Raw genomic sequence first — 20,622 nt, 5'->3', positions numbered from 1 at the left:
CGGCAGCCGCACAATGCCAGATTCCTCTTTCCGCTTCCTCAATCGTAAAGATTACGGCCGTAAAAAATTTCATCCATTTCTTCCTGCAGCCGTTGGGTAATTTCCGCTTGCTCGGCAGTACTCAGCCTATCTTTGGTATAGCCGAACAAATAGTTGTTCAGGTCAAAATTTCGCAATTTGCATTTTGTATGGAAAATGTTGGCGTCATACATGTTTACATCGATCATGTCATACAGCTCTTTCACTTCCTGGGGAATGTAATTTTGTATCGAGCTGATTTCATGGTCGATAAACAGCTTGTGCCCACTGATGTCCCGGGTAAACCCGCGAACGCGGTAATCAATGGTCATAATATCGGTATCAAACGAATGAATAAGATAATTTAACGCTTTGAGCGGCGAGATTTCCCCGCAAGTCGACACATCGATATCGGCACGAAAGGTACTGATGCCTTCATCCGGATGATATTCCGGGTACGTATGGACGGTAATATGACTTTTGTCCAGTTGCATCACCACCGAATCCGGAAGCGGCCCCGGCGATTCGGCAAACGACTCCGTTGGCACTTCCACAACCGGCCCTTCTGACACCAGCAGCGTCACACTGGCTCCCTGCGGTACATAATCCTGTTTGGCGATATTCAACACGTGCGCGCCGATAATTTCCGCCACCGCATTCAATATATTGGTCAAGCGTTCCGCATTGTACTGTTCATCTATGTATTCGATGTAGGCTTCCCGTTCCTCTTTCGTTTTCGTATAGCAAATGTCATACATATTAAAGCTTAACGTCTTCGTCAAATTGTTGAATCCATGCAATTTGATCCGTTGTTCCGGCGTCAGCACCATGCTGAAAACTCCCCCTTTCTCGACCGTCTCCCTTTTAATATTCCCTTTTCATAGCAGCCAATTCCCTTCAACGCTGCGCAATTCGCTTCCCGGCTATTGCGTGCCCCCGCTCGCCCGATTTGGTATAGTGAAACAAGAGATTGCAGAAAAAGAGGGATCGCTGTTGAAACTGAAACTAGGAGTAGTAGGGGCCGACGATTCATTGGCTGTCATCCAGTCGGTGGTAACGCAATTTTCTGAAATTGAATACCTCCCGATTGTTTACTGGAAAGAAGAAGAATTGTATACATTGCTTCCACCGCGCCTGGAGGAAGCGGATATGTGGCTGTTTTCCGGCCAGGTTCCCTATGCATTGGCGAAGGAATGGGGCATTACCGACAAGCCGATGGCCTACGTCCCGCACATTGGCGCCAGCCTGTACCGGACCTTATTTTCCTTGTCGCATCAAGATAAGCTTGCGGTCGAACAGCTTAGTTTCGACACCTTCCGTCCGGAGGAACTGAAGCAAATCATGGCGGAAGCAAACATTCACAGCCAGCCGCGTTACCTGAAATCTTACGAAGGAGCGATTACAGCCAGTGAATTAGCCGAGTTTCACTACCAATTATGGAAAAGCGGCAAAACGAAAGCGGCGGTTACTTGTTTGCGCACCGCTCATTTGGAGTTGCAGCGGCTGGGCGTACCGGTTTATCGGGTTTTGCCAACGTACAGCGGCGTACAATCCGTGATCAACATGCTGCTGCGGACACATGAAATGTACCGCTTCAAGGATACGCAAATCGCCGTGTTGTTGCTGGAAATCGACTCGTTTCGCGGATTGATCAACAAAACGTTTTCTACGGACGAACTGCACAAGCTGGAAATTAAAGCGACGGAGAAATTGCTTGCCTTCACCAAGCAGCTGCAGGGCTCGCTGAAATTGGCCGGCCCTGGCCGTTACGTCATTTTTACCACCCGCGGGATTTTGCGGGAGATGACGAACCAGTTCACCTCGATTCCTGACCTGGAAGGACAATACGGCATCGGCAATCAGCTGGTCACCTGCGGAATCGGCATCGGAAAGTCGGCTTACGAAGCGGAGATTCACGCCGGCAATGCGCTGCTGCATGCCAAAGAATTTGGCACAGGCACATGGATGGCTTTCTTTGACGACAAAACAATCGTCGGTCCATTGGGAAAACAGGAACAGATCAGCTTTTCCGTCTCGACCAAACAGCTCCAGGCGCTGAGCAAAAAAACCTCCCTCAGCGTCATGACGCTCAGCAAGCTGAATTCCATTCTGCACAAACTGGGGAGAACGGAGCTGAATGCCCACGAACTGGCCCAATATATGGGCATTTTGCCGAGAAGCGCCCGGCGTATCCTGATGGAGCTGGAAGCAAACGGACTGGCCGAAGTGATCGGAGAAGAGAGTCCGCACTCGCGAGGCAGACCGCGAAAACTGTATCGCCTGTTATTTCCATCCTAAATTTTCCTCAGTCGAAATCAAGCCTGTTCCCCCTGCGATTGGCTTTCTGTCAACGGCAGGGGGGTTTTTGGCTGGTTTGGGCCATTGTTAAATTGTTTGATAATTTCGTGTTTTTTGTCTTTTCAATTTACACAAAATGTTATAAAATTAGGGACATATCCTTAAATCAACCTTTATTTAACTTGACAGAAAAATAAGGAGGTATTTTGCATGATGACCGTAAGTGAACTGGAAAGTGCCGTTGAACAAATAAAAGATCAAGTGATCGAGTGGAGAAGATATCTGCACCGCAACCCGGAACTGTCCTTTCAGGAAGAGAAAACCGCACAATTTGTTTATGATACGCTGCTTTCCTTCGGCAACCTTGAGCTAAGCCGTCCTACCAAAACGAGCGTGATGGCCCGATTGATTGGCAATCGTCCGGGCAAGGTATTGGCGATGCGGGCCGATATGGATGCTTTGCCTATCACGGAAGAGAACGATTTTGAATTTGTCTCACAAAACGACGGGGTCATGCATGCCTGTGGACATGACGGGCATACAGCCATGCTGCTCGGAGCAGCCAAAATCCTCTCCGGATTGAAAGAGCAGCTCAGCGGAGAAGTGCGTTTTCTGTTCCAGCATGCGGAAGAGCTGTTTCCAGGAGGCGCGGAGGAAATGGTGCAAGCCGGTGTGATGGATGGGGTCGATCTCGTCATCGGCACACATCTCTGGGCCCCGATGCGTTACGGCAAGGTCGGCGTCATTGCCGGACCGATGATGGCCGCGCCGGACACCTTCTATATTACTGTCATCGGAAAAGGCGGTCATGCGGCGTTGCCTCATCAAACCGTTGACAGTATCGCCATCGCGGCGCAAGTGGTGACCAATCTCCAGCACATTGTCTCCCGGAATACAGATCCTCTGGACAACCTGGTGTTGTCTGTCACCCAGTTTGTCGGCGGCACGACTCACAATGTTATTCCGGGATCGGTCAGCATTTGCGGAACAGTTCGCAGTTTTGACCAAAAGCTGCGGGAATCGATTCCGCCGCTGATGGAGCGCGTCATCAAAGGGATCACCGATGCGCATGGGGCAACCTATGATTTTCAGTATGTATATGGGTATCGTCCGGTAATTAATGACGCTGAAGTGGCACAACTGCTGCAAGAAGTCGTACAGGAAACTTTGGGAGAAGAGTGGCTGGAACCGATGAAGCCAAATATGGGCGGGGAAGACTTCTCGGCCTATCAGCAAAAGGCTCCAGGCTGCTTTTTCTATATTGGTGCAGGCAACGAAGAAAAAGGAATTGTCTACCCTCATCACCATCCTCGCTTTACCGTGGATGAGGCTTCGTTGGAAGTGGGGGTGAAAATGTTCGTCAATGCTGCGCGCAAAATCCTGATTACAAGCTAAAAGGAGGAATTGCCATTGTTCCGATATATTTTGGCCGCTCTTCCCTTTATCGGCGTACTTGTCTGCATCCCGTTTGCCAATAAAGTGGAACCTTACGTTTTTGGATTGCCGTTTGTTTTGTTCTGGATCGTCATGTGGGTCGTCCTCACATCGATTTTGATGGGCATCATCTATAAGCTGGATCCGGCCAACAAGGAGGGGGAATCGAAATGAATATCGCCTTGGTCATTATTTTTCTCTTCCTGCTTCTCTCTCTGTACCTTGGCATACAGGCACGCAAGGGAAAAGATATGAACCTGGAACAATGGACGGTCGGCGGACGCGGTTTCGGCAGTGTGTTCGTTTTCTTGCTGATGGCTGGTGAGATTTACACCACCTTCACCTTCCTCGGCGGCAGCGGCTGGGCTTACAGCAAAGGCGGCCCCACTTACTATATCCTGGCCTACGGTTGTTTGGCCTATATCATGTCTTACTTTATGCTGCCGGTGATCTGGAGATACGCCAAGGAAAAGAAACTTGTCTCGCAATCCGACTTTTTCGTCAGCAAGTACAAAAGCCCCTATTTGGGTGTGCTGGTCTCCTTAGTCGGCGTCGTTGCGCTTGTTCCTTATTTGATTACACAATTAAAGGGGCTCGGCAGCATCGTGTCGGAAGCTTCCTACGGTTCGATCTCTCCGACCGCCGCCATCTGGATCAGCACGCTGGCGATCACGGTTTATGTAATGATTTCCGGCATTCACGGCTCGGCCTGGACGGCAGCGGTCAAAGATATCATGATTCTCGGCGTTGTCCTGTTTCTCGGAATTTATTTGCCTATTCATTATTACGGCGGACTTCAACCGATGTTCGAAGCCATTGATGCAGCCAAGCCCGGTTTTCTCACGCTTCCCGAAAAGGGGCAAAGTATTTCCTGGTTTGTCTCGACCGTTTTGCTGACCGCGCTCGGATTTTATATGTGGCCCCATTCATTCGGTTCTGCCTACTCGGCAAAAAATGAAGCCGTTTTTCGGAAAAACGCCATTGTAATGCCGCTCTACCAGTTAGTTCTGCTGTTTGTGTTTTTCGTCGGGTTCGCCGCAATCCTCCAGGTGCCGGGATTGGAAGGAGCAAACGGCGACCTCTCCTTGCTTCGTCTCTCTACGCAAACGTTTGATCCCTGGTTCGTCGGGGTGATAGGCGCGGCCGGGCTGCTGACCGCCTTGGTGCCAGGTTCGATGATTTTGATGGCAGCGGCGACCCTTCTCGCCAATAACATTTACAAAGTATTTGCGCCAAACGCGACCGATCAGCAAATTTCCCGTTTGGCAAAATATCTCGTGCCTGTGGTCGCCCTGATCGCTCTGTACTTCACCTTCCAGGGCGGTGCCGCCATCGTTGCCTTGCTGTTGATGGGATACAGTTTGGTGACCCAGCTCTTTCCGTCACTGCTGTTCAGCCTGTTCAAACGCAATTTTGTAACCAAACAGGGGGCTGCCGCCGGAATTATCGTCGGCGTGGCGACGGTTGCCTACATTACCGTGAGCAACAGTACGATTGGCACGATGTTTCCGTTCCTGCCGCAAGTGTTGAAAGATCTGAATGTCGGGATCGTCGCCATGGTTGTGAATGTGATTGCGATGATTCTCGTCAGTTTGGTCACAAGAAGTTCCGCGGTGGAAAGCGACCAGGCGAAAGCCGCTTGATCACCGAAGCAATTTGTTTCGGCACATCATATTTCTAACGCAAAAAGGCAGATTCACGCTGCGCTCCTTTTGTCAGACGCTCGTTGTTTGACAAAACGGAGTTGCATGTTGAATCTGCCTTTCGTTATATTTGCATTATGGCTGGCGCTTCACAGAAAAGCGGCCTTTTTCCGTACCTTTCCTTTACAACGCTGCTCTGCCAAATGTGCCTTCGAAGAGGGATTCTTTCAATGGCTGGCGATTGTTGGGCTGTTCGCGCTCCTGGAATTTCTCGGGCAGAGCATCCTTTTCCCCTTGATAGCCAATCGCGATCACCGCTTGAATGGCGTACTCTTCAGGCACTTGCAAGACTTCGCGGGCTTTCTCCGGTTCAAATCCGCCCATCGCATGGGTGATCAAACCTTGATGATGCGCTTCCAGTGCAAGATAACCCCAAGCGGTGCCCGCATCAAAAGCATGCCAGGCGTTTTCTCCTCGTTCGGTTGTTGTCTTCGACAGAAGAACAGCCAATACAGGAGCTTTTTTACACCATTCCAGGTTTCCGGGCAATATAAAGGAATGGAATTTTTCGCGGTCTTCTTCCGTACGGGCGATCACAAATCTCCAAGGTTGCAGGTTTGAAGCTGATGGAGCCCAACGCGCCGCCTCAAACACACTGTACAAAACATCATTCGGGATTTCCTTTTCCGCAAAAGACCGCGGAGACCAGCGTTCAATAAATTGCGGGGCTATGTCGAAATCAGGGTTGCGTGGATTGCTGACACTCATTGCTTATGATCCTCCTTAAACGACGCTTGCGAATTTAGGGTAACAATGAAAAACACTCTTTATGGGAGATTATAACATTGCCTCCAAATTGGTCACAAGCTTGCTGCTCTCTGCGGTATGCAGTCAAAAAAAATTTGGTTGGGTCACCAGGGACAAATTTCGCTCATACGCTGTTACAAGATCGTTGACCAAACCTTGATGGCTGTGATCGTGAGCAGGAGGACCAATCCATAACGCAGCAGCTTGACATCCAACTTTGCACTAACTCTCGACCCGATCGGTGCGCCCACAATACTGCCGATCACCACCAGGACGGTGGGCAGCAACGGGATGTGGCCAGCCGTTAATTTTCCGGTCACACCGCCAACTGCAGAGATAAACACGATCGCCAGAGAAGAGGCAATCGTCACCCTAGTCGGTATCTTCAGGACAGCAAGCATGAGCGGAATCAAGATGAACGCTCCGCCCGCCCCAACAATGCCGGAAACGATTCCCACCAGAAACGCAAGCATACTGGCCAACGTCTTGTTGAAGCTTACCTGCACACTTGTCTCGACCTGTTTTCCTTTCGACGGGATCAGCATCAAGAGCACTGCGATAACTGCCAATATGCCATAGATGAAATTGATCGTGTCGCTCGATAAATATTTTGAGCTTGCACTGCCCATCAAACTGCCGAGCAAAATACTGCCGCCCATATACAAAACGAGGCCGCGATGCACGAAAGAAGAACCGGATTTCTGCTGAAAACGATAAGCCAACACACCGGCCAAAGACGAAAAGAAGACCTGAAACATACTGATTCCCGATACCTCTTGTCCGCTAAACTGCGCGACGCCGACCATGGCCGGAATGAACAGCAGCAGCGGATAATTAATAATCGCTCCGCCGATCCCCAACAAACCGGAAAAAAACGAACCAATCAGGCCGAGCAGCGGCAGGACCAGATACAAATAAGCATGGCTCATCCCATCTCTACACTCCTAACTTGGCAAAACGCAAAATAATTGCCATTCACGCTATACGAATGATGCAAATCTGGGTACAATAAAACCAAGTAATAAAATCGGAAAATGGTGATTAAAACATGATTGCTTATTTCACGCATCTTTTTTCACCCGTATGCCCCGCTTGTCGACAACGGTTGCGCAGTGAACACACTGCCCTTTGTTCCGTAAAGCAATGCCCGGATGGCCACTATCGGGAAGAAACATATAGCCATTTGGGCGTGCGCATTGTTTATGAGGGCAATGACGGAACTGATTGAACCTCAACTCTCGTGTTCTCCTCTAAGTTTCCCATACGAACGACAACTTTTCCACTCTCGTTTCCATTTATTCACGCAGGCAGCAGTTCGTGAGTAGCTGTCAGTGGAAGTTTTTGTTTTTGCTGGCTTCATGCTGAGACAATGAAAAAAGCGTCTCCGTTTTTTTCAACGGAAACGCTTTTTTTCGCAACCACTCTTTCCTTTGCTTACGTTGCTGCATGATTGTCATCGAGTTCAGAATTCGATTTGACCGAAGCTTCCGTCTTTTCCTTCGGGCTGCCGGTCGTTGCCACAGCCGCTTCCCGCTGACCGCCAAACGATGTAATCATCTGGTTGAGATCCAGACCGGAAACATCTTTGAGCATCTCCGGCAATTGCGTCATCAGCTTGGTGACATTGGTACTGAATCGGGTAACACCGTCTCCTGACCCGGAACCGCTGTCAATAATCGTTACCTTATCAATCGCTTTGAGCGGTTCCGCCACTTTTTCTGCCAGCTCCGGCAACATTTTGGCGATAATATCCAATACGGCTGCCTGCCCGAATTTTTCGAACGCTTCCGCCAGCTTTTCTTTCCCCTCAGCTTCTGCGTTCAGCTTGAGTCGTATCACTTCTGCTTCAGCGCTTCCGCGAGCTTTTTCGGCTTCCGCAATGGCCAAACCTTCCAGGCGTTTTTGCTCGGCCAACGCCTTGGCTTCCGCTTCGATACGGTATTTCAGCGCATCGGCTTCCCGCATTTTCTTCGCTTTTTCCGCCTCCGCACTCTGTTCTACGGCATAGCGGTCAGCGTCCGCCCTTTTCTTCACTTCGGCGTCGTACTGCCGCTCGCGGCGCAGAATCTCCTTCTCTTCCAGTTCAATCTGTTTTTGCTTGCGCACAATATCAATTTTCATTTCTTCTTCGGTTACTTGTTGCTTGATCACCGCTTCCTGCAGCTTGTAGGCCTGATCGGCGGCAGCCCTGGCCCGGTCTTGTTCTTGCTTAAATGCGGCCACTTTCAATTCTTTTTCTTTTTCCGCTTCCGCAATATTCGTTTCTTTCAACAGTTCAGCCTTGCGCGCTTCCTCTTCGGCAATCGCCTGACGGATCCGCGCTTCCTTATCCGCTTCCGCCTGGGAGACGAGAGCGTCGCGTTTGACCGCAGCGATTTGCGGTATTCCCAACGCAGCCAAGTAGCCGTTTTTGTCGCGAACATCCTTGATTGTAAAACTGACCACATTGAGCCCCATCTTCTTCAAATCTTTTGCCGCCACTGCCTGCACTTCCTGGGCAAACCGCTCCCGGTTTTTATAAATTTCCTCCACGGTCATGCTGCCGAGAATGGCCCGCAAATAGCCTTCCAACACTTCTTGCGCTTCCGCTTTCAGAGCATCGTCCGCCTTGCCCATAAATTGTTCCGCCGCCGTGGCGATGTCCTCAATCGAGCCGCCTACTTTAATAATCGCCACGCCATCGGCCATTACCGGCACACCCTGTTCGGTATAAACCTCTGGTGTGGACACATCCAATTTGTGCGACAGCAGACTGATAAAATTGGCCTGTTGAAAAATCGGCAAAATGAACGATCCGCCGCCCCGCACAATCTTCATCTTGCGGCCCGCTTCATCGGTCAAAACATTTTTGTCTCCAAGCAAGCTCCCTGTCACAATCATCGCTTCGTCGGCACCCACCGTTTTGTAGCGCGCCCAAAAAGCAATGCCCAGCACGACCAAGATCCCCAGTACGGTGATCGCCATGGTCAAGATCAGCGTATTTTCCATAGAATCTCCCCCTAGTGAAAAAGTGCGACCTGCAACACATGGTCGCGGACGTCGACAACCACGACGCGGGTTCCCTCCGCTATTTCCGTCCGATCAACACTGACTGCCATATGACTGGTGGTTCCGCCTACCATCGTGACTACGACTTCGCCCAAGCCGTCAGCCGGAACCGTTGTCCATACATAGCCGATTTTGCCAATCAAATCGTTCATTGAGTAGCCGACCGAATTTTCGGCGTGCCGCATCGGGCGGACCAACAAAAAATAAACAGAAAGGGAAAGCACCGCCGCAATCGCCAAAGCGGCCAGGCAAACATAGATCAAGGCGAGATTGGCATATCGGTCAAGCAAAAAGCCGCTGCCGCCGAATGCGGTAACGCCGCCAACCAAAACAACCGGGTGCAATGGCGGGAGCACAAACCCATCCACCCAGCCCGTACTTGCATCCCCGAATAGCAAAAGCAGCAGAGCGTAAATGAGTCCGAAAGCAAAACAACCAAGAAAAAAAAGCTCTACCCCGCTCAGCAAAAAATCCTCCTTTCCGATAGTTGCCTACAATAAGACATACGGATGAAGAAGGATTTCGTTTCATGATTTTACAATTTCTGTATAACTTACAGCGATTTCATCAATAAATACAAGAAATACGGAGCGGCCAAAACAGAGAAAACGATCCCGACCGGCAATTCCGAAGGCATCACGATCACGCGCCCGATCATGTCAGCCAATAACAGGAATAACGCTCCCAGCAAGGCGCTGATCGGCAAGTAGCGCTGATGGCGCGCACCGACCAGCTTGCGGGCCATATGCGGCGCTACCAGCCCGAGAAAGGCAATATTCCCTCCGACAGCCACAGCCGCTCCCGTAATCGCGGCGGCAATGATTAAAAACAGCCAGCGTTCCCGCTCGACAGACAGTCCCAGCCCTTTGGAAACGGCGTCGCCCAACTGGATGAGATTGAGCGAACGCGCTCGGGAAAACACCAGCGGCAACAGCAGCAGAAACCACGGTAGCGTAACGAAAATGTACTCCCAGTTGGCCGTCCAGATGCTTCCCGACAACCAGACCAGCGCTTTGACAAAATCTTTGTCGGCCATTTGCAGTTGAAATATGATCAGCAAAGCGGACAGGATCGCATTAAAGGCGACGCCCACCAGCACGAGCCTAAGCGGCGAGATTCCCCGATTCCAGGCGAACAGGTAGATCAGCAAGGCGGCGAGAATCGCCCCCGCAAACGCGACAACCGGCAGAAGAACTTTTGAGGTGAACGGCAACACTTCGACCGTCCCGCCGGTCAAAAAGAGAAACGTCACAACAGCCAAACTGGCCCCTGTATTAATACCGATGATGCCGGGATCAGCCAGGTCATTTTGCGTCACGCTTTGAAAGACCGCGCCGGCAACGGCAAGTCCGCCGCCGATCAGCAGAGCCAGCACCATCCGCGGCAGGCGAAATTGAAAGAGAGTCAAATTGCTTTCATTGGTTCCCGAGCCAAACAAAGTCTGGAGCGCTTCCCACGGTGACAAGCGAATCACGCCAAGATTCAAACTGACAAAAAACAGGAGCAAAATCAGGCCGAAAATCAGACCAGCCAGCGTAGTCACAGACATGCGTCTTTGTTCCATCAGCCTCACCTCCTGCCTTCCCGCCGGGCCAAGTAGAGAAAAAACGGTCCGCCCAACAGCGTGGTGATCGCGCCGACCGGTGTTTCAAACGGCGGCTGAATCATCCGCGCCGCAATGTCGGCGGCGACGACCAACATCGCCCCCAGCAGCCCCGACAGCGGAAGGATCAAGCGATAATTCAGGCCGAATAACAGCCTGGTCACATGCGGCACGATCAAGCCGACAAAACTGATCACACCGGCAGCGGCAACAGAAATCCCCGTCATCAATAAAATCAAGACAATCGCCAGGCATTTGACCAGCATCAACCGCTGGCCCAATCCTTTGGCAACCTCCTCTCCCAGTGTCAACACCGTCAGGGCCCGGCCAAGCACGAGCAACAATGCGATCACGATCAACCCGATGACCAGCATCGGATAGACATAGGCCCACTTCATTCCGGAAAAACTCCCGGCAAAATAAAACTCGATTTGTTTGGCCAGATCTAAACGAATCGAGATCGCCGTTGACAGTGAGGTGAGCAGCGCACTGACGGCAGCACCCGCCAACGCCAATTTTACCGCGGTCAGACCGCGCTTGGACAGCATCCCGATGCTGAAAACCAACGCCGCTCCGCCGCAAGCACCTGCAAACGATAAGGCCATCAACGCGGGTGTCGATAATTGCGGAGCAAATGCGAAGCTTAAAGAAATGGCGAACGCAGCGCCGCTGGTAATCCCCATAATCGACGGATCGCCCAATGGATTTCGGGTAATCCCTTGCATCAATGTGCCGGACATCGCCAAAAACGCTCCTGTCAATGCGCTGGCGATCGTGCGCGGAAGGCGAATCTCCCGAACAATCGCCTGGTCGGTGAGCGCTGGATTGAACTGGAACAGACTGGTCCAAATCGTGTGGAACCCGATGGCGGCATTGCCCTGGCAAATGGAAAACAGCAGCAGTCCAAAGAACAGCACCATCAACAGCAGGATGAACCATCCTGTGGAAATCCGCAGCTTGCGGTTCGATAAAATGGGCGTTCGGCTTACTTCGTTCATGCTTCTCCCCGCCTTGCATGTCCAAGTTGGATCGGACGAACCCATGCCGTCAGCGGCCGCCGACTGAGCGGCTTTGGAACGTGTTTCTCTTCAAAATACCCCAAATGAAGGGAGCCAACGACTCGCTTTGTCTCCGGTATGCCAAATGCGGCAGCAAACTGGCGATCGAAAATGTATGGATTTGTTCTCCAGACAACGCCAATCTTCTTTTCCCAGGCAAGCAACTGCAAATTTTGAATGAAGGCGGCGGTTGCCCCCAGCGACTCCAAATTTTGTTTTTCGTCATCGAACAAATCTGCGGCGACGATCAGGTTGGCGCCTGTTTGAAAGAATGCCTTCTCATTGGCCTCCTTGATCTTTTCCAATTGTTGTTCGTTAAATTCAGCCAAAATATCGTTTCGTTCATAGCTCTCCAAGACACATTGCAAGAAATAGGCCTTCTCCTCGGCCGTGATCGCCATATAAACAGACCATGGCTCCGTTTTGCTGTGAAACGGGGCATACGCCGCTTTTTCCAGCAGTTCAAGCAAAAGCTGCCGGTCAATCGGTTGAGCGATTGTCTTGCGAATCGTCCGGCGGCCCGTCACGATCATCTCAAGCTCTGTCATCTTTTTACCCTCCTCAGCCCAATCGCTGCTGCTTGTTTTTAGTGTTGATCAAGTCGTAGGTCAGGCAGATCGGCCGTTTCAGCCGCGGATCTTCCACGATCTGCGCTTCAATCTGAAAGACGGTGCGCAAATGTTCGCGCGTCATCACTTGATGCGGGTCCCCTTCGCAGATGATCTGTCCGTCACGCATGGCGATCAAATGATCGGCAAACCGGGCGGCATGATTCAAATCGTGCAGCACCATGACGATCGTCCGCTCTTCTTGCCGATTCAATGTATACAAAATTTCCAATACTTCCAGCTGGTGTGCCAGATCGAGATAGGTAGTCGGTTCATCGAGCAAGATCAACTCGGTTTCCTGGGCAAGCGCCATCGCTATCCAGACTCGCTGCCGTTGTCCCCCGGATAAAGCTTCGATGGTGCGATGCTGAAAGTCGATCGTCCCGGTAATGCGGAGCGCCCATTCAATCATCCGCCGATCATGGGTTGTCAAGGTGCCAAATCCCTTCTGATGGGGAAAACGGCCGTAAGAGACCAGCTCGTAGACGGTCAACCCGCTTGGCGCCTCGGGAATTTGCGGCAAAATCGCCATCTGCTTGGCGATCTCTTTGGTCGACATTTGCGATAGCTCCTTCATATTGAGATAAATCGAGCCTTGCGTTGGTTTTACAATACGCGCCAACGTTTTCAACAAAGTCGATTTGCCGCAACCGTTCGGCCCGATGATCGTCGTAATTTTCCCCTTCGGTATCTCTACGTCCAGCTCCTTGATAATCGCTGTCTCTCCATAGGAAAACGTCAGCGCTTTGCCTTGCAAACTGTTCATCTCTCCATCCTCCAAATCGCTGATCGGATCAGCGGGTTTGTCAATGCTGGTGGCTCTCCGTTATTTTTTGCACCATGAGCTGCAGTTGGCTCTCCAAGGCATACGGATCGGCATAGTACATGGCGAAGTCCATCAGGAAAACTCGCTTCTGCTTGACGGCATCCAGACTGTTCCAGACCGGATTTGTCTGCAAATCGGCAAAACTGTCCGGAGCCGATCCTTTGGATGCTGCACTGTATGTTGTAACAAACATATTGTCAGCGGCGTATTCCGGCAACGATTCGATCGCCAATTCCTTATATTGCGTGCCTTGGCTGATCAGCTCGCGCATGATCGGGGGCGGGGACAGCTGCAGCGCCTTGTATAGCACTTGACCGCCGCGGCCCCAGTTGTCGCCGAACATCCAAACCTTCCCATCAGCCAATTCATACAGACCGAACGTTTCGCCTTCCGCTACGAGCGGCTCTATCTGTTTGCGCGCTTCCGCCGCCTTCTGTTCAAATGAAGCAATCCACTCTTCCGTCTTCTCTTGCTGACCGATGACGTCGGCTATTTTGCGCAATTCCCCGTAGAAATCGCCTTCGGATGCATACGGAATGACGACCGTTGGCGCAATCATGGACAGCTTTTCATAGTTTTCATCCGACTGTAAAATAATCAAATCCGGCTTTAAAGCAAGCACTTTTTCCACGGAGATCGGCGCTCCGATATCTTCGATACCTTCGATTTGTTCCTTTATGTAGGGGTTGCGCAAACTCCATTCGTTTGCTCCAACCGGCTTGATGCCCAACGCTAACACGTCGGCCAAATACAAGTCGGTCACAATCCGCTTCGGATGGACCGGAACGGTGACCTCTCCTTTGGCCGTTTGCACCGTGCGGGTCTCTGAGCCCGCAGCCGGTGCAGTTGAGCCGGCTTGCTGTCCGCAAGCGGTTAAAACAAGCAGCATGAGCAATGAGAAAATGCTGGCTATCATTTGTGTTTGTTTGTGTAACATGCGTATGTTTCGCTCCTTTCCAAACGATAATGAAAATCATTATCACTGGAATATTATCATGTGGTACCTTCGCTGTCTAGTGCAAAAATGCCGTCAGCAAATAAAAAGAAGCGCAGCAATTGGCCTGCGCTTCTGCTTCAGATAAAGCATTTGTCTCTGAGAATGGGCAATACCATAAGCTGCCCCTGCTCTGTTCCCGTTCTTCTCGATTGGTTACGTTTCTTTTGCCTCCAATGCTTTCTCGATCACCTGATGAATTTTTTCAACGTTACTGAAATTTTCGAGCAGTACCTCATTATCTTCAATCTCAATTTCCAAACGCTCTTCCAGCATCACGATCAACCGAACAAAGTTAATCGAGTCGATCCCAAGTTGCAGCAAATCGGTTGTACGAGAAACTTCCGCGCCAGGTGGAAGAAAGTTAACCAAGCATTCCATAATCGCTTTTTCATGGGGAAGTGTATCCATTTATTTCCTCTCCTCCTCTTTCATCGGCCCTGCTGCCTCGGTAATTTCGAGGATTTGATCGGCCGGTATATCCCGCAGCTCTTCTGTTCGTCCACTTGGCCAGTGAATCGTGATCTTGTCTACCTTATCCGCTTTCCCCAATCCAAAATGGATACGCGGATCGCTTTGCCCGCCAAAGCTGTTGCCTCCGTCACGTTCAACCAGCGTTTTGACACCGCTCACTTCAAAAATCACCTTTGCCCCAACTGCGTCGCGGTTGCTCGGCGCCCGCCCGGTCAATTTCAGTTTGATCCAGTGGTTTCCTGTGCGATTTTCGTTTTTGTAAACCCGGGCGGGAGCCCCTTGATTGGCAAAAACGAGATCGAGCACCCCTTTGTTTAACAAGTCGGCGACGGCAATGCCGCGGCCATCTTCCGTAAAGGTAATGCCGACATCTTGGGCGACATTGGTAAATGCACCGCCTTCGTTTAAAAACAAATACTTGCTCTCGTAACCCGATAGACTTTTATCGTTGAAAGCGGGCCAGTTTTTCGCATCTTCAATGACATTGGACGGCGTGGTCGCCAATGTCCCTAGATCGAACCAGTAATCGTGTTCCTTGCTTGCGGACAGAAATCCGTTCGTTACCATCAAGCTGAGCTGGCCGCTGTTGTTGGCGTCAAAGAAACGCGCACCCCAGCTAAATCCTGCCAAGTTGACTCCCATCTCTTCCGCACGGTCCACAAACGTTCCATCTGCTTGCTCGTGCCAAAGCTGGTTGCCTTCGAGTATATACCGTTCCTTGCTGACATTGCTGACATACATGCTGAGATGTCCGTCGTGAAAGACATCGGCGAAATCCACATTCATCCCTTTATATGTGTCATCACCTATGCCGCTGTGCTGAACAAGCTGTTTGAAGCCTTTCCCTTGATCGTTGAGATACAGCACATCGGGGCCGAAGTCGTTTGCATTGTAGAGGTCCGGCCAACCATCATTGTTGATATCGGCCGATCCGGTCGCCAATGTCCAACCGGTGTCTGCTACTTTCATTTCTTGGGAAACATCGGTAAACGTGCCATCGCCGTTGTTGCGCAGCAATATATTGCTTCCGCCGTTCCTCGCCCGCTCAAAATCGTTGTGCATAATTTTTGTCGTCTTCAAATTCCACAAGTCATGGCTGGGATGAAAATAACAGCCCAGATAAATGTCCAAATTGCCGTCGCGATTGTAGTCCAGACTGATCGCCTTGGAAACGTAGCCTTTCACCTGGATGCCCGCTTGTTCCGTAATGTCGGTAAACGTCCCATCACCGTTATTTTTAAATAGCTTGCTTTTCCCCCATTGTCCAACAAACAGACTAGGATATCCGGAGTTATCATAATCAAGCCAGAGAGGAGACGAGGAAACGCCGTCATGGTTAATATCCGCCAGTTTCAACTGTTCGGCCACGTCGGTGAAGGTGCCATCGCCATTGTTATGGTACAAAGCGTTCTTACTTCCTTTGCGAGAGTTGACGAAATATAAATCGATATAACCATCAAGGTCGTAATCGGCTGCCGCTACCCCCGCGCCCGTTGATTGCAGCCACGGCATTATATTGGCTACTTTCTGATCAAACACCGGCTTTTCATGGACAAAGCTGATCTTTGCCCTTTGGGTGATATCTTGATAGGAAAAGCCGTAATCCTTCTTTTTCTCACCATTGCTGCCCGAACATGCCGTACAGACTAATAACAACAATGCCGCACACCATCGAGAAACAGATCTCCACTGCATGGTCACTCTTCACCCCTTCATTCGTTGAAGACGTCGTCTCGTTTCATCCAACCATTTCGGATAAAAGGAGTCGTGGTCGGTCTGGTCAAAACAAGAGCGCACTTGATGAACCGTCTCAATGCCTCGTAACATCATCCGGCACTGCGAATCGGTGCAACGCGAAACCACTTCTTTCCAAAACATTGGATTTTGCAGCTTTCGCGCTTCCCATCCAAAGGCGAGCCCTTGCAAAAACGCCGCTTTATCCTTGTCCGGCACTTGCTTGAGAACAAGACAGACAAAATCCATCCGATCAAACATACTGTAAGCAATCGCGAGCCCAACACCGCTGTACGTATCCGCCCGGTACCGATCTGGCAGTCGCTCGATCTCCGCTGCGACCCGGGCAAAATCAAACTGGTAAAGAAACCAGAAACTTCGCCCCAATCCTTGAAAACAAACCCGTCGGTAATCGTGAACGAAGCCATTCCATTTTTCCAGGATGCGAGGATTCTGCCGGTAAAGGAACAGGCCAGTCCGAAACCCGACACCGTCAAATACGATCGGCCGATAACCCGGATGTAAGTTCGCCAGCCATTTCCGGTAGCCGGCCATGCGGAATCCGTAGCGAATGTGCAGCCACCAGCCAAGCCCGACATAATACTGGTAGACATATTCCGGAGCGATTCTTTGCATCTCCTGCTCAAATTGCGATTTGCCCCGCCAGACAACGGCCGAGCGAATGCCCAATCCCAGGCCGATTCCTTCAAAAGCAAATCCGCGGTAAAAGGCATCAAACCTTTGATCCAGCTGACAGCGGATTATTTCTCCATCCAACTGCGTATGCAGCACACTGTTACAACCGGTCAAAAAAGCTTGCAAAATCCGCGCAAATCGCTCGCGAAAAAATCGCGGTGCCGAATGATCGACAAATCGTCTGATCAGCCGATCCGGATTTTGCCATGCGAGCCGGAGAAGAAGGTCGCCCGGTTTTGCCTTACTCGTTTTTCGCATCGATCAATGCAAGCAGATCGGATAATTTGCTTACCGCAGCGATCTCTTCTTCGCTAAAATGGACGCCAAATTCCCGCTCCAGATGGACGGCAACTTGCAGAGACATCAACGAGTCCACTCCCAGAGCGGCAAACGGCTCATCCACCGCTTCCTCCCCGAGCGGCTGTTCGATCAGATCACCAATCAACTCAAGCAAACTCTGTTTGATTCCTTCCCGATTTTCCATCATCAACACCCACATCTCCTCTGAATTTTTTATAACAAGCCGCCATCTGCCACCAAGACTTGCGCCGTGATAAAAGAAGCTTGCTCAGACAACAAAAACAGGATGGCGGCAGCGATTTCATCAGCTTGGCCAATTCTCTTCAAGGCATTGGCGGCATATCGTTTCTTTTTCTTCTCTTCGGGTATGGCGGATACCATTTCCGTCTCCACATAGCCAGGAGCGACTGCATTGACACGAATCCCCAATCCTCCTACTTCCCGTGCCAGCGCCTTGGTGAAGCCAATCATTCCCGCTTTGGCTGCCGAGTAGTTCACTTGTCCGATCCCGCCGGCCATGCCGGCGACGGAAGCAACCGAAACGATGCTTCCCTGACTGCGGGACAGCGGACGAATCGCCGCCTTGGCAATGCCAAAGAAGGAATCAAGGTTTACCTGCAGCACTTCTTCCCATTGTGTATCCGTCATTTTATACAGCGGCGCATCGCTGAGCAGACCGGCATTATGGATCAAAAAATGCAGATGCGATTGCTGAGCAATTCGTTCCGCCAGACGCTCGCGATCGGCCTGCTCGCGAAAATTGGCCCGGATGGCCGTAATCTTGGCCGAACCGTTCCGGTAACATTCCTCGACAAGCTCATATGCCGCTTGCTCATGGCTGGCGTAAGTAAATATCACCTCCGCACCGGCGCGAGCCAACTGTTGGACACACGCCCGGCCAATTCCGCGCGATCCGCCCGTCACCAATGCCACTTTTCCGCTGAAGTCCCATTTGCAATCCGTCATGTTCCTCCTCCTATTCATCCCGTTGAAACAAAACCGCCGCGTAAAATCCCCCATAAGCCGAAACTGCCTTAAGCACGGTCCGCAGTTCCTTCTCAACCGTTTCTGTCACCAGCGGAAGTCCGATCTTCGGGTCGGGCTGGCGATAGTGAAGAGACGGCGGCAGCAGATTTCGTTTCAGGCTCTCCACAAGCAGAACAGACTCCACCAAACCGCTCGCCCCCAAAGTATGGCCGATGTAGCCTTTGAACGCGGTTACCGGAGGGATTTCGCGGCCCAATGCAGAAAACGCCTGGCGAATTTCGACCGCCTCGTACAGATCCCAAAGCTGACTGCCGGCCCCATGCGGAACAAGCAGATCGACAGGCATTGCTCCATTTTTGGCAATTACCCCGGCTATCACCTCGGAGTAGGCATGGTTGGTGACATCTGGCAAAGTCATCTTCCACGATTCCTGCTTGAAGTAACCGCCGGCATAGCTGCAGACAACCTTCGCCTTCCTTTTCCGCGCATGTTCGGCCGATTCCAGCACAAATGCGCCTGCACCGTCTCCTAAAATGGAACCATTCCGATTTTTATCAAATGGACGAAGCTCTCCGGTCGGCGAGATCAATCCTTTCTGTGCTAGCCACAAGTATTCGGTTACATGGCTGTAATCCGAGCAGACGACGATCACCACATCGGTTTGGCCGGATTGAATCAATCGGCTGCCTACTTCCAAACCGTAGAGCCCCGTGGCACAGGCATTGTTGATCGTAAGCGTCATTCCTTTCAGCCCAAGCGCCTTGGCCAAATAAAACAGATGCGGAAAGGATTGAATGTTGAAAAAATTTTCCTGATACTTCGCAAAAGAACGCAGGGTAAAAGCTTCCTCCTTTCCTCCATCTGCAGTGAGCAGCTTGTCGAGCAGACTGACGACCCCTAAATTTTCATGGCCCAGCACAAGCGAGACATGGGAAAAGTCATCTACCTGGAGATTGGCGTCGCGCAACGCCAGCATCGCAGCAACCAAAAGCAGGACAAAATCGGCGTCCTGATGAAGACCCGCTTCTTCGATCCAGCTATACGTCGGAGAAGGAAGCCAATCGCGCAGGTCAGGCAGTTGGATCGGATGGACAGGGTAACAAATGTGCTCGCGGTGATCGATATGATACGTTCGCTCTGATATTGCGTTCTGTTGCCGGAGCACTCCCTCCCAGACTTCGTCGTTGCCGATTCCCAGAGAGGTGAGCATACTCGTACCGGTTACACATACTTTAGCGGCTGACATCTGATCCCTCCCTCGTCAAGCGAACGTGATAGTTCCCTTCCCGGCCGCACGAAACAAGCAGACAACACTGCTTCTCCCGGTAATTCCGCAGCTTCTCCTCGGCGATCGCCACAGCCAACACCGTATGTTCGGGGGGGATACTGAGACTTTTCGCTGGCTCCGAATCGGAAACCAGCTCTACAGCCACTTGAACGGCCATGCTTGCTTGCGGGCACGTCTCTTGCCGCTCCAGGACGAGCGCGACCACTTGTTCAAAGGAGGGAAGAGTGTTGAATACCGTCTGTGCAAAGACATCCGGCGGCATGATATTGACAAGGCAAACGATGGCGCGATCGAGCTGCTTTCGCTCGAGCAGCAGGCAAGCGTAGTCCAGCGCTTTTATTGCGGATAGGTGACCGCAGGAAATCGTGACATTCGTCCCCGAGAAGCCAAAGTAGATAGAAGCATGACCGCCGATTACATTCAGCACCGTTTCCGGAAAAATGCCGGGGTTTACCTTCTGTACACCGTATTTTTGCGAGTCATCATACAAGCTGGCAATCGCCTCGAGGTTGCCATGGTTCGTTCCGATCAGCAAACCGACTCGATCTTGTTTGCCGTTTGGCTTGATCTGTCCGCCGGGAATGCCCGCAGGAAACAACGCTTGACCGATAGTCATACAGCCAACTTGCACGGAACGCGACAAGTTCTTCAACCCCCGCCAACCATAATCGGCTGGTGCAATCGCGGGGATGAGCGTCTGTCTCAGCTTGTCCAATTCCGCAATCTCCGGCAATTGCTTCACCCCAAATCCGTGTGTGGTCAAGACGCCTGTTCCGGTTACATATATTTTTTCCATACGTTTTCAC

The 20,622-nt window shown here is 51.2% G+C and carries 21 protein-coding genes; 4 read left to right on the top strand and 17 right to left on the bottom strand.

Features of this window, described 5'->3' with window-relative positions; genetic code table 11:
- Positions 1 to 38: 38 nt before the first annotated feature.
- Positions 39 to 848, bottom strand: coding sequence for an adenosylmethionine decarboxylase (gene speD / locus JOD01_RS06410; RefSeq protein WP_204517431.1), 810 nt, complete (start codon positions 846 to 848; stop codon positions 39 to 41).
- A gap of 163 nt (positions 849 to 1,011) precedes the next feature.
- Here speD and JOD01_RS06405 point away from each other — a divergent pair, with 163 nt between their 5' ends.
- From JOD01_RS06405 to JOD01_RS06390, 4 genes are all read left to right on the top strand, one after another.
- Positions 1,012 to 2,316: a helix-turn-helix domain-containing protein gene (locus JOD01_RS06405; RefSeq protein ID WP_204517430.1), complete on the top strand. Its 1,305-nt coding sequence runs from the start codon at positions 1,012 to 1,014 to the stop codon at positions 2,314 to 2,316.
- A 213-nt stretch (positions 2,317 to 2,529) separates the two neighbouring features.
- Entirely contained in the window at positions 2,530 to 3,711 is a 1,182-nt protein-coding gene (locus tag JOD01_RS06400; protein WP_204517558.1) for a M20 family metallopeptidase, read from the top strand.
- Positions 3,712 to 3,726: 15 nt separating this feature from the next.
- Positions 3,727 to 3,924 carry a DUF3311 domain-containing protein gene (locus JOD01_RS06395; protein ID WP_239565250.1) on the top strand — a complete coding sequence of 66 codons (198 nt, stop codon included), beginning with the start codon at positions 3,727 to 3,729 and terminating at the stop codon, positions 3,922 to 3,924.
- Entirely contained in the window at positions 3,921 to 5,393 is a 1,473-nt protein-coding gene (locus JOD01_RS06390) for a sodium:solute symporter family protein (RefSeq protein ID WP_204517428.1), read from the top strand. Before JOD01_RS06395 ends, JOD01_RS06390 begins: the two co-directional genes overlap by 4 nt.
- A gap of 183 nt (positions 5,394 to 5,576) precedes the next feature.
- Here JOD01_RS06390 and JOD01_RS06385 read toward each other — a convergent pair whose 3' ends face one another.
- The 16 genes from JOD01_RS06385 to JOD01_RS06310 all read right to left on the bottom strand — a co-directional run bounded on the left by JOD01_RS06385 (position 5,577) and on the right by JOD01_RS06310 (position 20,612).
- On the bottom strand, positions 5,577 to 6,161 hold the full coding sequence (locus JOD01_RS06385) for a nitroreductase family protein (RefSeq protein ID WP_204517427.1): 585 nt from the start codon (positions 6,159 to 6,161) through the stop codon (positions 5,577 to 5,579).
- Between the two features lie 173 nt (positions 6,162 to 6,334).
- The gene (locus tag JOD01_RS06380) at positions 6,335 to 7,129 is read right to left on the bottom strand and encodes a sulfite exporter TauE/SafE family protein (protein ID WP_204517426.1); all 795 of its coding nucleotides are present in this window, start codon (positions 7,127 to 7,129) and stop codon (positions 6,335 to 6,337) included.
- A 505-nt stretch (positions 7,130 to 7,634) separates the two neighbouring features.
- Positions 7,635 to 9,188 carry a flotillin family protein gene (locus JOD01_RS06375; protein WP_204517425.1) on the bottom strand — a complete coding sequence of 518 codons (1,554 nt, stop codon included), beginning with the start codon at positions 9,186 to 9,188 and terminating at the stop codon, positions 7,635 to 7,637.
- 11 nt (positions 9,189 to 9,199) lie between these two features.
- Positions 9,200 to 9,715 carry an NfeD family membrane protein gene (locus JOD01_RS06370; protein WP_338028529.1) on the bottom strand — a complete coding sequence of 172 codons (516 nt, stop codon included), beginning with the start codon at positions 9,713 to 9,715 and terminating at the stop codon, positions 9,200 to 9,202.
- 86 nt (positions 9,716 to 9,801) lie between these two features.
- Positions 9,802 to 10,812: a FecCD family ABC transporter permease gene (locus JOD01_RS06365; protein ID WP_204517424.1), complete on the bottom strand. Its 1,011-nt coding sequence runs from the start codon at positions 10,810 to 10,812 to the stop codon at positions 9,802 to 9,804.
- Between the two features lie 5 nt (positions 10,813 to 10,817).
- The gene (locus JOD01_RS06360; RefSeq protein WP_204517423.1) at positions 10,818 to 11,849 is read right to left on the bottom strand and encodes a FecCD family ABC transporter permease; all 1,032 of its coding nucleotides are present in this window, start codon (positions 11,847 to 11,849) and stop codon (positions 10,818 to 10,820) included.
- Positions 11,846 to 12,457: a nitroreductase family protein gene (locus tag JOD01_RS06355; RefSeq protein WP_204517422.1), complete on the bottom strand. Its 612-nt coding sequence runs from the start codon at positions 12,455 to 12,457 to the stop codon at positions 11,846 to 11,848. The genes JOD01_RS06360 and JOD01_RS06355 overlap by 4 nt, the downstream gene beginning before the upstream one ends.
- Before the next feature lie 13 nt (positions 12,458 to 12,470).
- Positions 12,471 to 13,283 carry an ABC transporter ATP-binding protein gene (locus tag JOD01_RS06350; protein WP_204517421.1) on the bottom strand — a complete coding sequence of 271 codons (813 nt, stop codon included), beginning with the start codon at positions 13,281 to 13,283 and terminating at the stop codon, positions 12,471 to 12,473.
- A 40-nt stretch (positions 13,284 to 13,323) separates the two neighbouring features.
- Positions 13,324 to 14,280: an ABC transporter substrate-binding protein gene (locus JOD01_RS06345; protein ID WP_204517420.1), complete on the bottom strand. Its 957-nt coding sequence runs from the start codon at positions 14,278 to 14,280 to the stop codon at positions 13,324 to 13,326.
- A 213-nt stretch (positions 14,281 to 14,493) separates the two neighbouring features.
- The gene (locus JOD01_RS06340; protein ID WP_204517419.1) at positions 14,494 to 14,748 is read right to left on the bottom strand and encodes a phosphopantetheine-binding protein; all 255 of its coding nucleotides are present in this window, start codon (positions 14,746 to 14,748) and stop codon (positions 14,494 to 14,496) included.
- The gene (locus JOD01_RS06335) at positions 14,749 to 16,506 is read right to left on the bottom strand and encodes a CRTAC1 family protein (protein ID WP_204517418.1); all 1,758 of its coding nucleotides are present in this window, start codon (positions 16,504 to 16,506) and stop codon (positions 14,749 to 14,751) included.
- 9 nt (positions 16,507 to 16,515) lie between these two features.
- Complete coding sequence (locus JOD01_RS06330) at positions 16,516 to 17,499, bottom strand: DUF1702 family protein (protein WP_204517417.1); 984 nt, start codon at positions 17,497 to 17,499, stop codon at positions 16,516 to 16,518.
- Positions 17,483 to 17,728: an acyl carrier protein gene (locus JOD01_RS06325; protein WP_239565280.1), complete on the bottom strand. Its 246-nt coding sequence runs from the start codon at positions 17,726 to 17,728 to the stop codon at positions 17,483 to 17,485. The genes JOD01_RS06330 and JOD01_RS06325 overlap by 17 nt, the downstream gene beginning before the upstream one ends.
- Before the next feature lie 26 nt (positions 17,729 to 17,754).
- On the bottom strand, positions 17,755 to 18,507 hold the full coding sequence (locus JOD01_RS06320; protein WP_204517415.1) for a 3-oxoacyl-ACP reductase family protein: 753 nt from the start codon (positions 18,505 to 18,507) through the stop codon (positions 17,755 to 17,757).
- 10 nt (positions 18,508 to 18,517) lie between these two features.
- Positions 18,518 to 19,774 carry a beta-ketoacyl synthase N-terminal-like domain-containing protein gene (locus tag JOD01_RS06315; RefSeq protein ID WP_204517414.1) on the bottom strand — a complete coding sequence of 419 codons (1,257 nt, stop codon included), beginning with the start codon at positions 19,772 to 19,774 and terminating at the stop codon, positions 18,518 to 18,520.
- Positions 19,761 to 20,612, bottom strand: a complete 852-nt coding sequence (locus tag JOD01_RS06310) for a beta-ketoacyl synthase N-terminal-like domain-containing protein (RefSeq protein WP_204517413.1) — start codon at positions 20,610 to 20,612, stop codon at positions 19,761 to 19,763. Before JOD01_RS06310 ends, JOD01_RS06315 begins: the two co-directional genes overlap by 14 nt.
- Positions 20,613 to 20,622 lie beyond the last annotated feature (10 nt).

The organism is Brevibacillus fulvus (assembly GCF_016908525.1).
Taxonomy (GTDB): domain Bacteria; phylum Bacillota; class Bacilli; order Brevibacillales; family Brevibacillaceae; genus Brevibacillus_G; species Brevibacillus_G fulvus.
The sequence above is the reverse complement of the archived record's forward strand: the minus strand, read 5'-3'. Positions and strand labels throughout refer to the sequence as shown.

Excerpts from the sequence above, each read along its gene's own strand:
- speD (WP_204517431.1), bottom strand. The coding sequence starts at position 848 with ATGGTGCTGACGCCGGAACAACGGATCAAATTGCATGGATTCAACAAT.
- JOD01_RS06400 (WP_204517558.1), top strand. The coding sequence starts at position 2,530 with ATGACCGTAAGTGAACTGGAAAGTGCCGTTGAACAAATAAAAGATCAA.
- JOD01_RS06390 (WP_204517428.1), top strand. The coding sequence starts at position 3,921 with ATGAATATCGCCTTGGTCATTATTTTTCTCTTCCTGCTTCTCTCTCTG.
- JOD01_RS06385 (WP_204517427.1), bottom strand. The coding sequence starts at position 6,161 with ATGAGTGTCAGCAATCCACGCAACCCTGATTTCGACATAGCCCCGCAA.
- JOD01_RS06380 (WP_204517426.1), bottom strand. The coding sequence starts at position 7,129 with ATGAGCCATGCTTATTTGTATCTGGTCCTGCCGCTGCTCGGCCTGATT.
- JOD01_RS06375 (WP_204517425.1), bottom strand. The coding sequence starts at position 9,188 with ATGGAAAATACGCTGATCTTGACCATGGCGATCACCGTACTGGGGATC.
- JOD01_RS06365 (WP_204517424.1), bottom strand. The coding sequence starts at position 10,812 with ATGGAACAAAGACGCATGTCTGTGACTACGCTGGCTGGTCTGATTTTC.
- JOD01_RS06360 (WP_204517423.1), bottom strand. The coding sequence starts at position 11,849 with ATGAACGAAGTAAGCCGAACGCCCATTTTATCGAACCGCAAGCTGCGG.
- JOD01_RS06355 (WP_204517422.1), bottom strand. The coding sequence starts at position 12,457 with ATGACAGAGCTTGAGATGATCGTGACGGGCCGCCGGACGATTCGCAAG.
- JOD01_RS06350 (WP_204517421.1), bottom strand. The coding sequence starts at position 13,283 with ATGAACAGTTTGCAAGGCAAAGCGCTGACGTTTTCCTATGGAGAGACA.
- JOD01_RS06345 (WP_204517420.1), bottom strand. The coding sequence starts at position 14,280 with ATGTTACACAAACAAACACAAATGATAGCCAGCATTTTCTCATTGCTC.
- JOD01_RS06340 (WP_204517419.1), bottom strand. The coding sequence starts at position 14,748 with ATGGATACACTTCCCCATGAAAAAGCGATTATGGAATGCTTGGTTAAC.
- JOD01_RS06335 (WP_204517418.1), bottom strand. The coding sequence starts at position 16,506 with ATGCAGTGGAGATCTGTTTCTCGATGGTGTGCGGCATTGTTGTTATTA.
- JOD01_RS06330 (WP_204517417.1), bottom strand. The coding sequence starts at position 17,499 with ATGCGAAAAACGAGTAAGGCAAAACCGGGCGACCTTCTTCTCCGGCTC.
- JOD01_RS06325 (WP_239565280.1), bottom strand. The coding sequence starts at position 17,728 with ATGATGGAAAATCGGGAAGGAATCAAACAGAGTTTGCTTGAGTTGATT.
- JOD01_RS06320 (WP_204517415.1), bottom strand. The coding sequence starts at position 18,507 with ATGACGGATTGCAAATGGGACTTCAGCGGAAAAGTGGCATTGGTGACG.
- JOD01_RS06315 (WP_204517414.1), bottom strand. The coding sequence starts at position 19,774 with ATGTCAGCCGCTAAAGTATGTGTAACCGGTACGAGTATGCTCACCTCT.
- JOD01_RS06310 (WP_204517413.1), bottom strand. The coding sequence starts at position 20,612 with ATGGAAAAAATATATGTAACCGGAACAGGCGTCTTGACCACACACGGA.